Below are 14,970 nucleotides of genomic sequence, written 5' to 3' on the forward strand. Positions count from 1 at the left end.
CCGCCTTGCCGCCCTCTCATTTCCGTCCTAAACCCCGGCGCATTCCGCGTGACTGGCGTTAGAGAGGGGTACCCTCGGGGAGCGCGGAGCATTACCGCCGCGCGCCTGGGCATTCCCTTGGTTGAACAACACCGGAGCCGCCCCTCGTGTCTGACATCGTCAAAATCCGCACCGCCCTGATCTCCGTTTCCGACAAGACCGGCCTCATCGAGTTTGGCCGCGCGCTGGAGGCGCATGGGGTGAAGATCCTCTCCACCGGCGGCTCGGCCAAGGCGCTGCGCGAGGCGGGCGTGCCGGTGATGGAAGTCTCCGAGCATACCGGCTTCCCCGAGATCCTGGAGGGGCGGGTGAAGACGCTGGTGCCGCAGGTGCATGGCGGCATTCTGGGCAAGCGCAACGACCCGGCGCATGTGGCGCAGATGGCCGAGCATAACATCGCCCCGATCGACCTGGTGGCGGTGAACCTATACCCCTTCGAGGCGACGGTGGCGCGCGGCGCGGCGTTTGAGGATTGCATCGAGAATATCGATATTGGCGGCCCGGCGATGATCCGCTCCGCCGCCAAAAACCATGACAGCGTGACGGTGCTGACCGAGCCGCAGCATTACGCCCAGGTGCTGGAGGAGCTGGCGGCCCATGGCGGCACCACGCTCGCCACCCGCCGCGGCCTCGCCGCCGCCGCCTATGCCCGCACCGCCGCCTATGATGGCGCCATCTCGGCCTGGTTCGCCAAGCAAAACGGCGTGGAATACCCGGACAAATTCTCCTTCTCCGGCACCAAGAAGCAGGATCTGCGCTACGGCGAAAACCCGCATCAAAGCGCGGCGTTCTATACCTCCAGCCCGGCGCGGTTCGGCGTGGCCACCGCCACCCAGCACCAGGGCAAGGAACTCTCCTACAATAATTACAACGACACCGACGCCGCCTTTGAGTGCGTGGCCGAGTTCGACGCCCCGACCGTGGTGATCGTGAAGCACGCCAACCCCTGCGGCGTGGCCAGCGCCGCCAGCACCGCCGCAGCCTGGGATGCCGCCCTGGCCTGCGACCCGGTCTCCGCCTTTGGCGGCATCGTGGCGCTGAACCGCACGCTGGATGAGGAGACGGCCACCAAGATCGCCAGCATCTTCACCGAGGTGATCATCGCGCCCGAGGCCACCGACGCCGCCAAGGCGCTGCTGGGCGCCAAGAAGAATCTGCGCCTGCTCACCACGGGCGGCCTGCCCTCGGCCACCGAGGCGGGGATCACCTTCAAGTCGCTGGCTGGGGGCTTCCTGCTACAAACCCGCGATGCCGGGCGCATCACCGCCGAGCAGCTCAAGGTCGTCACCCGCCGCGCCCCGACGGCTGCGGAGATCGAGGACATGCTGTTCGCCTTCCGCGTCGGCAAGCATGTGAAGTCCAACGCCATCGTGTACGCCAAGAACCAGGCGACGCTGGGGGTTGGCGCCGGGCAGATGAACCGCGTCGACTCGGCGCGCATCGCCGCCTGGCGCGGCAAGGCGGCGAATCTCGACTTCACCGGCTGCGCCGTGGCTTCCGACGCGTTCTTCCCCTTCGCCGACGGGCTGGAGGCGGCGATCGCGGCCGGGGCGAGCTGCGTGATCCAGCCGGGCGGCTCGATCCGCGACCAGGAGGTGATCGACGCCGCCGACAAGGCCGGGATCGCCATGGTGTTCACCAATATGCGCCATTTCCGCCACTAAGCGCGCCGTGATAGGATACGCAGGATGAACCCGCCCTTTACCTTGCCGGATTGGCTGCCAAGCTGGGCGCTGCTGCTGCTCGCCCTGCCGGCGCTGCTCTGGGCACTGGCCTTCCTGCTGATGCCGTTCAGCGTGTTCGGGCTGAAATCGCGGCTGGAGGCGCTGGAGGCGCAGGTCGACACACTGCAAGACGATATCCGTATGCTTGGCATGCGGATGTCCGGCGCCCTGCCCCCGGCCGCGCGCAACCTGGAACCGTATGAGGACGTGCCGGATTTCGGGCGGCTGAAGCGCGGGCGCCCGGCCGCGCCACCACCGCCGGAGCCTGAGGAACCCGCGCCGCGCCGCGCGCCGATCCCCACCCCGCAAGCCTTCCGCGAGCGGCTGACGCCAACGCCGCAGCCGCAGCACCAGCCGCGCCCGCGCCGGACCGAGCCGCGGCTCGACTGAGCGCATGCGCGTTCTCGTCACCGGGGCGGCGGGCTATGCCGGCAGCGGCATCGCCCGGCATCTGGTGGCGCGGGGGCATGAGGTTTGGGGCGGGCTGCGCCGCCCCGCCACGCTGCCTGACGGCGTAACCCCCTGGCTAACCGGCGACCTCGCCGCGCAGGCCCCCAACCTCGCGGGCATGGACGCCGTGGTGCATGCCGCCGGGCTGGCACATGCCCGCCACGCCACGGCGGCGGCGTTTTTCCGCAACAATGTGCTGGCCGCCGAGACATTGGCGAAAGCGGCTCTCGCCGCCGGCGTGCCGCGCTTCGTGCTGATCTCCAGCATCGGCGTGCTCGGACGGGCGCTGCCGGGCCTTGCCGACGACGCCACACCCCCCGCCCCAGCCGAGCCTTACGCCGAGAGCAAGCTCGCGGCGGAGGCGCGGCTGCGCGCGATTCTAGGGGAGCGGCTCAGCATCCTGCGCCCGGCGGCAATCATCGGTCCCGGCTGCCCGGGGAATATTAAGCTGCTGCTGCGCCTGTTGCGCCTCGGGGCGCCGCTGCCCTTCCGCTCCATCAACAACGCCCGCAGCTTCATCGCCCGCGACGATCTGGCCCGGCTGGTGGAGCTGGTGCTGCTTGCCAACACCCCGCCCGCCCTGGCCCTGGCCGCGCATCCGCAGGCGATCTCCACCCCCGCGCTGATCCGCGCCCTGGCGGAAGGATTGGGCCGGCCCGCCCGCCTGTTCCCCTTTCCGCCGGCGCTGCTGGAACTGGCGGCGCGGCTGTTCGGGCGCGGCGCGATGTGGGAGTCGCTGGCCGGAAACTTCCGCGTGGTGCCGCGCGCGGCGCTGGAACTTGGCTGGAACCCGGCGAAATCCCTGGCGGAAACGCTGCGCGCCACCGCACGGTATGATATTACCACACACAAAACCCCTTGACGTTCCGGGCGCAAATCCGCATAAGCCCGCCCACTGAGTTATTTGGGTGCAATTTATGAAAACCACGCTTTCCATCAAACCGGCGGACGTGAAGAAGGACTGGGTCCTGATCGACGCCGAAGGCCTGATCCTGGGCCGCCTGGCCGCCATCGTGGCGACCCGCCTGCGCGGCAAGCACAAGCCCACCTTCACCCCGCATGTCGATTGCGGCGACAACATCATCATCGTCAACGCCGACAAGGTGAAGCTGACCGGCAAGAAGATGCAGGACAGCGTCTTCTATTACCACACCGGCTATGCCGGCGGCATCAAGGGCCGTTCCATCAAGGAGCGCCTGGAAGGCAAGAACCCGCAGACCGTGGTGGAGAAGGCCATTGAGCGCATGATCACGCGCGGCCCGCTGCAGCGCCAGCAGATGAAGAACCTGCATGTCTATGCCGGGCCTGAGCACCCGCACGCCGCGCAGCAGCCGAAGGCGCTGGATGTCGCCGCGCTGAACCCGAAGAACAAGAGGGCCTAATTCATGTCCGAGACCACTAATGCTTTTGCCGGTCTGAAGGACCTGACCGCCGGTACCGCTGCCCCGGAAGCCGCCGCCAAGCGTGAGCCCAAGCGCGACGCGCTCGGCCGCTCCTACGCCACCGGCCGCCGCAAGAACGCCATCGCCCGCGTGTGGGTGAAGCCGGGCAAGGGCGAGATCACCATCAACGGCAAGAAGGCTCCGGTCTACTTCGCCCGCCCGGTGCTGCGCATGCTGATCACTCAGCCCTTCCTGGTGGCTGACCGCTACAACCAGTTCGACGTGTACTGCACCGTCACCGGTGGCGGCCTCTCCGGCCAGGCCGGCGCCGTGCGCCACGGCATCTCCCGCGCGCTGCAGCTCTACGAACCGGAGCTGCGCCCGATCCTGAAGGCCGCCGGGTTCCTCACCCGCGACCCGCGTATGGTCGAGCGTAAGAAGTACGGCAAGCCGAAGGCCCGCCGCTCCTTCCAGTTCTCCAAGCGCTAAGCTTACGGAAAACCCCGGCGAAAGCCGGGGTTTTTTATTGGTCCTCGCCACCTCGGCTACTGTACAAATCGGAAGTGCAATGGGAAACGAGGCGGCATGAAGAAATACGGGAGCCTGGCGAAGCAACTATTTCTTAGCCTTTGGGTGAGCGGCGCAGTGCTGCTCTACGTGCTTTTCGCCGCGATATCCTGGATGAATTACACTGGTCGGTTGGCCAGCAATCCCTCGCGGATCTGGGATCAACACCACCTACTGCCCGAAGCCTTCTTCGCCATGTTCTGGTTCTCCGGCAACGCAGCGCTGCACCATGCTGCAGCCGCTCTTGGCATCGCTGGGCCGCCATCGCCTTGGCTGACGCACACGCTGCACATGCCAATCTCCAGCCAGACTCCGTTTTTCCACCTCACTTGGCTCTATCCGCCAACAATGGGTCTGCTCGCCCTGTCTTACGCCGCCCTGCCATTGCCCATTAGCTTTTGGGTCTGGCGGGCGCTGTATTTTGCCATCTCCGCCACATTGCTCCGTCGTGCGGGCTTAGCTTGGCCAGCCATTATCTTGGGCTTGGCGGGCCCCGCCGCGATGATCGATCTCGTCGAAGGAGAGAATGGAACCCTCACCGGAGGCTTGATCGCGAGCGCTTTGCTTCTGGCGGATAAAGCCCCGAAAGCGGCCGGGTTGGTAACCGCCATGCTGAGCATCAAGCCACAAATCGGCATCTCCATGATTTTCGCGTTGGTCCAGCCACGCGCCCGAGTAATGCTGATAACCGCCGCCGCCGGCTTCGGCGCTTTGGCTCTAGCGACCCTGCCACTATTCGGTCTGCATGGATGGATTTGGTTCCTGAGCCATAGCCCGCAAAATTCATCGAGCCTTGTGGCCTCTCCGTTCGGACGAATCTTCCCGGAAGCCGGCAGCACAACATTCTATATGGCCCGCAGCTTCGGTGCAGGCGTGCGAATGGCCAGCGCCCTTCAGGCCATCAGCTCGCTCTGCGCCAGCTTGGCGCTGTGGCAGCTTTGGCGGGTGCCCGGCCGACCCGAAATTCCACGCATGGCAGTCACCCTGGCGCTCACCGTCCTGCTTGTACCCTATGGGTATCTTTATGACCTGGTTGGTTTCTCCGTAGGGATGGCCGCGCTTTGTCTGACCGCGTCTCCGAGCCGCCAACCGCTTTATGCGATGCTGTGGCTTTTTGCCGGCCATTCCGCAACCGTCGCTGGCCTGACCCAGCATATCTTCATGCCCGTGGCCGCCGTTTTGGGCGCCATCATTGGGTGGCAGGAACTAACAGCGCCTCATACTCCGCCACATGCTCATAATCCGGCATGAGGCGGGTCAGTGTTTCATCCCGCGCGGTGGCGGGGTGGGTGTAGATTTCCGTGCGTCCTGGCGGCAGCGCCGCTAGTAACCGCTCCACCCGCGCGCGCGTCATGTGCCCTGACCATTTGATCCCGAAGACCTGATCCGGCACCTCCAGCCCCCGCGCTTGCCAGCGCAGCAGCTTGGTCCAGGCGTAGAGCACGCGGTCGGCCAGCCTCACGGTCTCGCCCAGCGCCGCCATCACAGCGGGCGGCTCGGCGGGCACGCGCAGGCGTTTCAGGCCGTATTTGCGTCCCACCGCGATCATCATGCCGGCAATGGTAGGGTGCAGCAGGAAATGCTTATGCGCGTCGGCATGGTGCAGATCCAGCCCTGTCGCGGCAAAGGCGGCGAACTGCGCCTCGATCTCGGCGCGCAGCTGGCGGCGGGCGGCGGGCGAGAAAAAATAGCGCACGCCCAGGGCCGCCTGGTTGGTGGAGAAGCGCCCATCCGGCCCGGTGATGTCAGGCAGTTTCGCGTGCCCCAGCAGCGAATCGCCGTCCACCAGCACCAGATGCAGCCCCACCCTCAGCCCCGGCAGCGCACGGGCCCGGCGCACGGCGTCGGCCGCAGCAGGCGCGGCCACCATCAGTGAGGCCTGGGTCAGCCGCCCATTGCGGTGGGCCAGCTCCACCGCCTCGTTCACACGCTCCGTCAGCCCGAAATCATCGGCGGAGAAAACGACCTCGTTAACTGTCACTGCGCGGCACCCAGGGGATGCGCGCAAAGGCGATGCCATCCTCGGCCAGGGCTTCGGCTTCCTCGTCGGTGCTTTCGCCATAAATGCCGCGCGCTTCGGTCTCGCCGTTATGGATGCGCCGCGCCTCCTCGGCAAAATCCGTGCCGACATAATCGCAATGCTTCTCGACTTCTTCACGCAGCTTGTGCAGCGCGACGCGCACCGAGTCGGGGATCAGCCCGCCCGCCGCCGGTGAGACCACCGGCTCCGGCGGCAGCACGTCCGGCTCGGGGCGGCTCTTGCGTGGAATCCCCGGTGTCATCAGCGCCCGCCCGACCTCGGCGCTGCCGCAATGCGGGCAGACGACCAGGCCGGCCTCGATCTGGTTGTCGAACCCGGCGCTGTCTTTGAACCAGCCGTCGAATTCGTGCCCAGCGGCGCAGCGGAGCTGGTAGTGGATCATGACACCAGCAGCGGGTCCAGCTTGCCGGCCCGCTCCAGCGCCAGCAGATCGTCGCAGCCGCCGATATGCGCGCCATTGATGAAGATCTGTGGCACCGTGGTTCGCCCGCCGGAGCGGCGGATCGCTTCCTCGCGCTCGGGCGTGCCGCGCGGGGCATCGATCTCGCGCACGCTGGCGTGTTTCGCGCTCAACACCGCGAGGGCGCGGGCGCAATAGGGACAATAGGGCTGGGTGTAGATTTCGATTTCGGCCATTTCCGTCAAATAGCCGAGGTCACGAACTATGCAAGGCCCGCCTCGTCCAAACGCTGGTCAGCCACGCGCGCCGCAGTCAGCACATCGACCTGCTTCGCCCCCGCGTCGAGCAGCGCGCGCGCGCAGGCATCGGCGGTGGCGCCGGAGGTCATCACATCGTCGATCAGCACCACGCGCTTGCCAGCCAGCCCCGCTCCGGCGCGGACGGCGAAGGCGCCCGCCACCTCCTCGCGCCGCTGGGCTGCGCCCAGCCCTTCCAGTTGCTGCGTCGGCCGGGTGCGCTGCAGCGCGTCCACGCTTAATGGCCGGCCGGTGAGCCGCCCCAGGGCGATGGCCAGCAGCGCGGCTTGGTTGAAGCGGCGCTGGCGCAACCGCGCGGGGTGCAGCGGCACCGGCACCAGCAGATTCGCCGCCTGCAACATCGCCTCGCCGGGGCGGCGCATCAGCGTCGCCAGCCCGCTCACCGCCTCCGTATGGTCGGCGTATTTCAGCGGCAGGATCAGTTTCCGGGCGGTTTCATCGTAGCGCAGGGCGGCGCGCGCCTCGGTGAAGGCGGGCGGATTCGCCGCGCAATGCACGCATAAATCCGCCATGTCATAGGGCATTGGCACGCCGCAAACACGGCACATCGGGGCGGTCACGAAATTCGCCGCCTTGAAGCAGTTGAGGCAGAACTGCCCGTCTTTCTCCACGGGCGTCTCGCAGGCGAGACAGGAAGGCGGCAGCAGGCTATCCAGAACCCAACGTAAGAGAGGTTTCATTTGCAACCCATATTCGACTTCGAGGCCATGCGGATGCACCGCGCACGCGCCGCCGGGCGGATCGCCCCGCTGCTGCCGGTGCTGGAGGATCTGGGCGAGCGGCTGCTCGACCGGCTGGACGACACCAGCCGACGCTTCGCCACGGCGCTGGATTTCGGCGGGCGCGGCGCCATCGCCCCGGCATTGGCCGCGCGCGGGATCGAGGTGGCTTCCGCCGATTTCGCCCCCGAGATGGCGGCGCGGGCGGGCGGGATGCCGCTGATGCTGGCCGGACCGGATGATTTCGACCTGCCCGCCGAGGCGTATGATCTGGTGGTGGCGCATCTGGCGCTGCATTGGCTGGACGACCTGCCCGGCGCGCTCATCCAATTGAAGCGCGCGCTAAAGCCCGACGGGCTGCTGCTGGCCAGCATGCCGGTGCTAGGCACGCTGCAAACGCTGCGCGAGGCGCTGCTGGAGGCCGAGGAGGCATTGACTGGCGGCGTCAGCCCGCGTGTCTCCCCCTTCCCCGAGTTGCGCGACTGTGCCGGGCTGCTGCAACGCGCCGGGTTCGCGCATCCGGTGGCGGATGCCGAGGAGATCGAGCTGCTATACGCCAACCCGCTCGACCTGCTGCACGAGCTGCGCAACGCCGGCGAGGCCAACGCGCTGCTGGCGCGCGCGCGGCGCTGCCCGCCACGGGCGCTGTTCCCGGCCGCGCTCGCCGCGCTGCCGGTGCAGGACGGGCGGACTAAAGCGGTGCTGCGCATGGCGATCCTGACCGGCTGGGCATCATAAATACCCCGCCTTGCGGAAACTGAGCCACCGCCCATTGCCGACGATGATATGGTCATGCAGCACGATCGACAGCGCCGAGGCGGCCTGTTTGATCTCGCGGGTCATCATCACGTCGTCATCCGAGGGCGAGGGATCGCCGCTCGGGTGGTTATGCACCAGAATGATGGCGGTGGCGTGCAGCTCCAGCGCGCGCTTCACGAGCTCGCGCGGATAGACCGGGGTGTGGTTCACCGTGCCCTGGGCCTGCTGCTCATCGGCCAGCAGCCGGTTGCGGTTGTCGAGGAACAGGACGCGGAACTGCTCGACCTTTTCGCGCGCCAGCACCGCCTGCAGATATTCCATCAGCCGGTCCCAATTGCTCAGCACCGGGCGGTACAGCACCTCGGCCTTGGCCAGACGCTGGGCCGAAGCCTGCACGATCTTCAGCGCCGACACCCCGGCCTCGCCCAGCCCCTCCACCGTGAGCAGGTCAGCCACCGAGGCGGAGATGGCATTGGCGTAGGAGCCAAACCGGGCGAGCAGCGCGCGGGCGATGGGCTTGGTGTCCCGCCGGGGCAAGGCGAGAAACAGGACCATCTCAATCAGTTCGTGCTCAGCCACAGCCTCCGGCCCGCCGGCGAGAAACCGCGCGCGCAGCCGGGCGCGATGCCCCTCGACCCCCACCGCCGGCTTGCCGGGGCGGATTTCGGGCGACAATGTCTCGAGTAGTGAGACATCGGCAAAACCGGGCGTTGCAAGTTTTTTCGCCATGACACGCCAAACGTGCCACGACTTCTGGTTTAAGGGAAGCTTAATAGCACAATCATACCGCTGGGGCGTCAGGCCCAGGGGGGCAGACGTTACCAAACCGTGTCAGATCAATCCGTTACGAGTCCGGTGCTGCCTCCGCGTGATGCTCGCTGGAAAGCAGCATATACACCGCCGGAACCACGAACAGCGTGAACATCGTGCCAATCGACAGCCCGGTGGCGATCACCATGCCCATCGCATAGCGCGAGGCCGCCCCCGCCCCGGAGGCGAAGATCAGCGGCAGCACGCCGAGCACCATGGCGGCGGTGGTCATCAGGATCGGGCGCAATCGGATATTGGCGGCGTATTCGATGGCGGCACGTTTTTCCATGCCGCCGAGCCGCGCCTCGTTGGCCACCTCGGTCATCAGGATGCCGTGCTTGGAGACCAGCCCCATCAGCGTCACCAGCCCGACTTCGGTGTAAATGTTCAGCGTCAGCCCGCCGAGGCCGAGATAGATGAAGATCAGCGCCCCGGCGATCGACATCGGCACCGAGACGAGGATGATCAGCGGGTCGCGGAACGAATTGAACAGCGCCGCCAGCGCCAGGAAGATGATGATGATCGCGAACACGAAAGTGAACACGAAGGCGCTGGAGGTCTGCACGTATTGGCGCGACTGCCCGCCATAATCGACCGTGTCGCCAGGCGGCAGCAGCTTGGCGGCGAGGGTTTGCAAAGTCTTCAGCGCCGTCGCCTGGGTCACGCCCGGCGCGGGCACGCCTTGCAGCGTGGCCGAATTCTGCTGCTGGAAATGGTTGATGGCTTCCGGAATCACGCTGGTCTGGATGGTGGCGATGGCCGAGAGCGGCACGTTGATGCCATTCGCGGAGGTCACGTAATAATTATTGAGCTGCGCCACGTTGAGCCGCGCGGCCCGCTCCATCTGCGGGATCACCTTGTAGGAGCGGCCATCGAGGCTGAAATAATTGACATAACCGCCGCCCAGCGCCTCGGCCAGCACCGCGCCCACCTGGCTCATATTGAGGCCCAGCGCGGCGGCCTTGTCGCGGTCGATGATGATGTTGGCCTGCGGCTGGTCGATCTTGAGGTCGCTTTGCAGGAAGATGAACTTGCCGCTCTTCAGCGCCGCCGCCAGCAGCGCCTGCGAGACCGGGTTGATGCGCGAGAAATCATCGGTGGATTTGATAACGAATTGCACCGGCAGCCCCTCGCTGCCCGGTAGCGGCGGCGGCTGGCCAACCACCACCTGCTCGCCCGCCACCCCGGCATTCAGCTGGTTTTGGAACATGGTCTGCAATTGGTTGGCGTTATGTTTGCGCTTCCCCCAGGGTTTGAGCACCTCGCCGGTAATGTCGGTGCCGGGTAAGGCGAAATGGAATGTCAGCTCCAAATCGTCCTTGTTGTCCTGCATCAGGATGCGGCTGACCTCATGGTCCCACATCGCGGTTTGCGTGGCTGTCGCGTCCGGCGCGGGGGTCGCGAACACGAAGGTATTGCCCTGATCCTCCTGCGGCGCCAACTCGCTCGACGCCCCCTTGGCCAGGAAGAAAATGCTGACCAGGATGACCCCAGCAAAGGTGATGGTGACCGGCACGGTTTCCAGGCTGGCGTGCAGCATGCGGGTGTAGAGGTGATGCACCTCCTCCATCCGGTTGTCGATGAAGGTGATCAGCCGCGCCTCCCAATCATGCCCATCGCGGTCGAGGGGCTTGAGAAAGCGCGAGCTGAGCATCGGCGTCAGCGTCAGCGCGATCAGCGCCGAAACGGTGACGGACCCGGCCAGAGTGAAGGCGAATTCGGTGAACAGCGCGCCGGTCAGGCCGCTCTGAAAGCCAATCGGCACGTACACGGCGATCAGCACCGCGGTCATCGCGATGATCGGCCCGCCCAATTCGGCCGCGGCAACGCGGGCGGCGGTCATCGCCCCCTGCCCCATCGCCAGATGCCGGTTAACGTTCTCCACCACGATAATCGCGTCATCCACCACCAGGCCAATGGCTAGCACCAGCGCGAGCAATGTGAGCAGATTGATGGAAAAGCCGAGCAGCGCCATGATGGCGAAGGCGCCGATCAGCGACAGCGGAATGGCGACCACCGGGATGAGCACCGAGCGCGGCGAGCCCAGAAAGGCGAAGACCACGAAGGTGACGATCACCAGCGCCTCCAGCAGCGCGGCGACCACCTCATGGATCGAGGCGTAAACGAAATCCGTCGAGTCAAACCCGATCGTCGCCCGCAGGCCGGTCGGCAGATTGGCCTGAATCTTCGGAAACACCCGATGCACACCGGCAATGACCTTGAGCAGGTTCGCCGACGGCGCGACCTTGATGCCCATGAACACACCAGCCTTGTTCCGCATCGTGACATTGAGGTCGTAATCATCCGAGCCGAGTTCGACGGTGGCGACATCCTTGAGCCGGATGATCGCGCCATTCTGCTGGCGGATGATGAGATTGCGGAATTGGTCGACATTGTGCAGGCCAGTATCCGCGCTCAGCGTCACCTCCGTCATTTGCCCCTTGGTGTTGCCGATGGGCGCAATGAAGTCGTTGGCCGAGAGCGCGTTCCATACATCGCTGGCGGTGAGGTTATAGGCGGCTAGCTTGTCCGGGTTCAGCCAGACGCGCATGGCGTAATTCTGCGCGCCCAGCACCTCGGCGGTCTGCACGCCGGGCACGGCCTGAAATTGGGGCTGCACGACGCGCGTCACATAATCGGTGATCTGATTGCCTGAAAGCACATCGCTCTCAAACCCGACATACACCGCGTCGAAGGTCTGCCCGATCTGCACCGTGATCACCGGCTGCTGCACGCCGCTGGGGAACTGGCTGAGCACCGAATTCACCTGCGCGCTGATCTCGGTGAGCGCCTTGTCGGCGTCGTAGTTGAGAATCAGGTTGATGGTGATGGTGCTGGTGCTGCTGCGGCTCTCCGAGGTCATGTAGTCGATGCCATTGACCTGGCTGACGGCCTGCTCCAGCGGCGTGGTGACAAATCCGGCCACCACATCCGGCGAAGCGCCAGGGTAAGTGGTGGTGATGGTGATGGTCGCGTTTTCGGTCTGCGGGAATTCCTGCACCGGCAGCGAGAGCAGCGCGCGCAGGCCGAGCACCAGCACCAAGATGCTGACCGCGATGGACAGCACCGGCCGCGCGATGAACAGATCGGTGAAGCGTTTCATCCGGCTTACTCGTTCGGCGGCGCCGGATTGGCGTCATTGGCTGGCTGAATGGTGTTGTTGATGGCCACCAAAACGCCCTTGCGCAGTTTCATCTGCCCGGCGGTGACCACCACATCGCCCGGCTGCAGCCCCGAAAGCACCTGCACCTGATCGCCCCGCGTGGCGCCGAGCTGCACGAACACCTGATCCGCCACCAGCGTCGGCTTGCCGTTGGCATCCTTGCCGTGGCGCACGAGGAACACGGTGTCACCATAGGAATTATAGGCGATCGCGGTCTGCGGCAGGGTGATGTACTCCGCCGGCGTGCCGACCGAGATGTTGAGGCTGGCGAACATGCCCGGGCGCAGCTGCAATTTATCGTTGGTGATGGTGGCGCGCACCGCCACGCTGCGCGTCGCCTGGTCGATACTGGCGCCGATCGCGCTGATCGTGCCGGTGAAATCCTGGCCTGGATAAGCGTCCACGCTCACATCCACGCGCTGCCCCACCTGCACCTGCGCCAGCGCCTGCTGCGGCAGGTAGAAATCGACATAAAGCGGATTGAGCTGCTCCAGCGTCACGATCGCAGTGCCGGGTGACAGATATTGGCCGACATCCACCTGCCGGATACCCAGCCGCCCGGAGAACGGGGCGCGGATCTGCTTCTCCGCCATCAGCGCCTGCTGCGCCGCAACCTGCGCCCGCGCGGCGTCGAGATTAGCGCGGTCCGAGTCGAGCTGGGCGCGCGAGACGGCATTGGCCGCGAATTGCTTCTGGTCGCGCGCATAGGTGAGCGCCGCGAGCTGCGCGTTGGCCTGAAGCTGGGCCAGCACGGCAGGGTCGTTATTGGGGCGCAGCGTGAGCAGCAACTGCCCCTTCTTCACATCGGCGCCGGAGTCGAAATCGATGGTATCGACGATGCCGCCGATCTCGGCCGAGAGCGCCGCGCCATTGAAGGCGGTGAGGCTGCCCACCGATTGTAACTGCGGCTGCCAGGGGCTCGGCGCCGCGGTGATGGTGGCGACGGTCTGCACCTGATTGGCGTAGGATTTGAGAAATTGCGCGATGAAATAGCCGCGCAGCGCGCCATAGCCGAACACCAGGCCAAACAGCACGGCGAGCCCGGCCAGCATCACGGCCATGCGGAATTTGACGTTGGGCTTGCTCATCCTGGCTTGGTCCTCATGGAATCACGCCGCAGCATTCGCGCGCCACATCCTGGCGGTGCCACCAGCCGCCGCCGAGCGCCTGATACAGCGCGGCGGTGTTGGCCAGGCGCGCGGCCCGGGCCTTGGCTTGGGTTTGCAGGGCATTTTGATAAACGGTCTGGGCGCTGAGCACGGCGGTGAAAGGCTGCCCGCCCAGCTGATACTGCGCCTCGGTCACACTCAGGCTTTGCGCCGCGGCGCTGGCGGCGGCGTCGGCCGATTGCTGCTCGATCGCGTCATATTGCAGCGCCGCCAGCACATCCGCCACATTTTGGAAGGCGGTGATCACCGTGGCCTGATACTGCGCCCCGGCGGCGCGCAGCGCGGCGATCGCCGCCTTGCGCTGGGCCGTGAGCTGCCCGCCCTGGAAGATCGGCTGGGTCAGCCCGGCGACGATGTTCCATAGCAGCGTCTGCGGCGTGAACAGCGCCCCGGTGGTGATCGATTCGTGCCCAATCTGGGCCGAAAGCGTGATCTGCGGCAGCATGTTGGCATCGGCGACGCCGACATTGGCGGTGGCGGCATGCAGCTGCGCGGCGGCGGCGCGGATATCGGGCCGCTGCGCCACCAGCGCCGAGGGCACGCTCACCGGCAGATCGGCGGGTAGTGTCAGGCTGGCCAGCGTGAAATCCTGCGGCTGGAAATTGCCCGGCAACGTCCCGGTATAAGCCGCGAGCTGGTTCTGCGCCTGGGCGTATTGCGATTGCAACGGCGGCAGCGCCGCCTCGGCCTGGGCCAGCTGCGCCTGCTGCTGCAACACCTGCGCCTGCGCCGCCCCGCCCAGGCTCACCTGGGTCTGCAATATCGACAATAATTGCCGCTCGGCGGCGATCACCTGGTTGGTGGCGTCGATCTGCGCACTCAACGAGGCGAGATTCACCGCCGCGGTGACGATGTTGGCGGTGAGCGTGAGATACGCGGCCTCCAGCTGGTTGCGCTGATAATCCGCCTGCGCCGCGGCGCCCTCCACCGTGCGCCGCGCCCCGCCCCAGAGGTCGAGCGCATAAGACACGGAGAGCGAGGCGTTATAGAGCGTGTAGGGCGCATAAGGCTTGGCGCGTGTGCTACCAAAGGCCGCGCCCGCCGCCGTGGACCCCTGATTGCGCTGCGCGCCCAGCGAACCGGAGACGGACGGCACCAGCACCCCTTCATCGGCGCGCAGATTTTCCTCGGCCTGCAACAGCGTCGCCTGCGCCGCGGCAAGGCTGGGGTTGTTGGCCAGCGCCTGCGCGATCAGCGTGTTCAGCTGCGGGCTATGATAGAGTGTCCACCAATCCCCGGCGATATCCGCCCCAACGGCGAAATGCTGCGCCACACCGCCGGCATCCGCCGTGGTGGCGGGCAAAGGCGATGGGGTGAGCGGCGCGTCAGGCGCCTTGGGGGTATGATAATCCGGCCCCACGGCGCAGCCCGGCAGCGCCAGCGACAGCGCCGCATATATCAGCCCCCTGCGGAAACTCTGTGGTTTCATG

General features: G+C 66.1%; 15 protein-coding genes and 1 riboswitch. Of the genes, 7 read left to right on the forward strand and 8 right to left on the reverse strand.

What is annotated here, in order from left to right; genetic code table 11:
* The first annotated feature begins 38 nt into the window (after nt 1-38).
* A riboswitch (ZMP/ZTP riboswitch) is annotated at nt 39-118 on the forward strand.
* Between the two features lie 28 nt (nt 119-146).
* The 6 genes from purH (at nt 147) to LI953_RS09145 (ending at nt 5,413) form a co-directional block, all read left to right on the forward strand.
* Complete coding sequence (gene purH, locus LI953_RS09120; RefSeq protein WP_227075760.1) at nt 147-1,703, forward strand: bifunctional phosphoribosylaminoimidazolecarboxamide formyltransferase/IMP cyclohydrolase; 1,557 nt, start codon at nt 147-149, stop codon at nt 1,701-1,703.
* Between the two features lie 24 nt (nt 1,704-1,727).
* Nucleotides 1,728-2,153 carry a hypothetical protein gene (locus tag LI953_RS09125; protein WP_227075761.1) on the forward strand — a complete coding sequence of 142 codons (426 nt, stop codon included), beginning with the start codon at nt 1,728-1,730 and terminating at the stop codon, nt 2,151-2,153.
* 4 nt (nt 2,154-2,157) lie between these two features.
* The gene (locus LI953_RS09130; protein ID WP_227075762.1) at nt 2,158-3,075 is read left to right on the forward strand and encodes an NAD-dependent epimerase/dehydratase family protein; all 918 of its coding nucleotides are present in this window, start codon (nt 2,158-2,160) and stop codon (nt 3,073-3,075) included.
* Nucleotides 3,076-3,130: 55 nt separating this feature from the next.
* Entirely contained in the window at nt 3,131-3,595 is a 465-nt protein-coding gene (gene rplM, locus LI953_RS09135) for a 50S ribosomal protein L13 (RefSeq protein ID WP_227075763.1), read from the forward strand.
* 3 nt (nt 3,596-3,598) lie between these two features.
* Nucleotides 3,599-4,084, forward strand: a complete 486-nt coding sequence (rpsI, locus tag LI953_RS09140) for a 30S ribosomal protein S9 (RefSeq protein WP_227075764.1) — start codon at nt 3,599-3,601, stop codon at nt 4,082-4,084.
* Between the two features lie 96 nt (nt 4,085-4,180).
* Complete coding sequence (locus LI953_RS09145) at nt 4,181-5,413, forward strand: glycosyltransferase family 87 protein (RefSeq protein WP_227075765.1); 1,233 nt, start codon at nt 4,181-4,183, stop codon at nt 5,411-5,413.
* Here the strand turns inward: LI953_RS09145 and hpnK are convergent.
* From hpnK to LI953_RS09165, 4 genes are read right to left on the reverse strand one after another with little or no spacing between them, the layout of a single operon-like run.
* Nucleotides 5,352-6,143: a hopanoid biosynthesis-associated protein HpnK gene (gene hpnK, locus LI953_RS09150; protein WP_227075766.1), complete on the reverse strand. Its 792-nt coding sequence runs from the start codon at nt 6,141-6,143 to the stop codon at nt 5,352-5,354. The genes LI953_RS09145 and hpnK overlap by 62 nt on opposite strands.
* Nucleotides 6,133-6,585: a DUF1178 family protein gene (locus LI953_RS09155; protein WP_227075767.1), complete on the reverse strand. Its 453-nt coding sequence runs from the start codon at nt 6,583-6,585 to the stop codon at nt 6,133-6,135. Before LI953_RS09155 ends, hpnK begins: the two co-directional genes overlap by 11 nt.
* Nucleotides 6,582-6,839 carry a glutaredoxin 3 gene (gene grxC, locus LI953_RS09160; protein WP_227075768.1) on the reverse strand — a complete coding sequence of 86 codons (258 nt, stop codon included), beginning with the start codon at nt 6,837-6,839 and terminating at the stop codon, nt 6,582-6,584. Before grxC ends, LI953_RS09155 begins: the two co-directional genes overlap by 4 nt.
* Before the next feature lie 26 nt (nt 6,840-6,865).
* The gene (locus LI953_RS09165; protein WP_227075769.1) at nt 6,866-7,600 is read right to left on the reverse strand and encodes a ComF family protein; all 735 of its coding nucleotides are present in this window, start codon (nt 7,598-7,600) and stop codon (nt 6,866-6,868) included.
* Between LI953_RS09165 and LI953_RS09170 the strand changes: the two genes are divergently transcribed.
* Nucleotides 7,601-8,377, forward strand: a complete 777-nt coding sequence (locus LI953_RS09170) for a methyltransferase domain-containing protein (protein ID WP_227075770.1) — start codon at nt 7,601-7,603, stop codon at nt 8,375-8,377.
* On the opposite strand, the gene radC is transcribed toward LI953_RS09170, so the two are convergent.
* The 4 genes from radC to LI953_RS09190 form a co-directional block, all read right to left on the reverse strand.
* A complete protein-coding gene (gene radC, locus LI953_RS09175) occupies nt 8,372-9,127 on the reverse strand; it encodes a DNA repair protein RadC (protein WP_227075771.1) in 756 nt (251 codons plus the stop codon). The two genes, LI953_RS09170 and radC, sit on opposite strands and share 6 nt — an antisense overlap.
* Nucleotides 9,128-9,242: 115 nt before the next feature.
* Nucleotides 9,243-12,311, reverse strand: coding sequence for an efflux RND transporter permease subunit (locus LI953_RS09180; RefSeq protein WP_227075772.1), 3,069 nt, complete (start codon nt 12,309-12,311; stop codon nt 9,243-9,245).
* Between the two features lie 5 nt (nt 12,312-12,316).
* Nucleotides 12,317-13,459: an efflux RND transporter periplasmic adaptor subunit gene (locus tag LI953_RS09185; protein WP_227075773.1), complete on the reverse strand. Its 1,143-nt coding sequence runs from the start codon at nt 13,457-13,459 to the stop codon at nt 12,317-12,319.
* Between the two features lie 13 nt (nt 13,460-13,472).
* On the reverse strand, nt 13,473-14,969 hold the full coding sequence (locus LI953_RS09190) for an efflux transporter outer membrane subunit (RefSeq protein WP_227075774.1): 1,497 nt from the start codon (nt 14,967-14,969) through the stop codon (nt 13,473-13,475).
* Nucleotide 14,970 lies beyond the last annotated feature (1 nt).

Origin of the sequence: Acidocella sp. KAb 2-4 (genome assembly GCF_020567705.1) — a bacterium.
Classification (GTDB): Bacteria; Pseudomonadota; Alphaproteobacteria; order Acetobacterales; family Acetobacteraceae; genus Acidocella.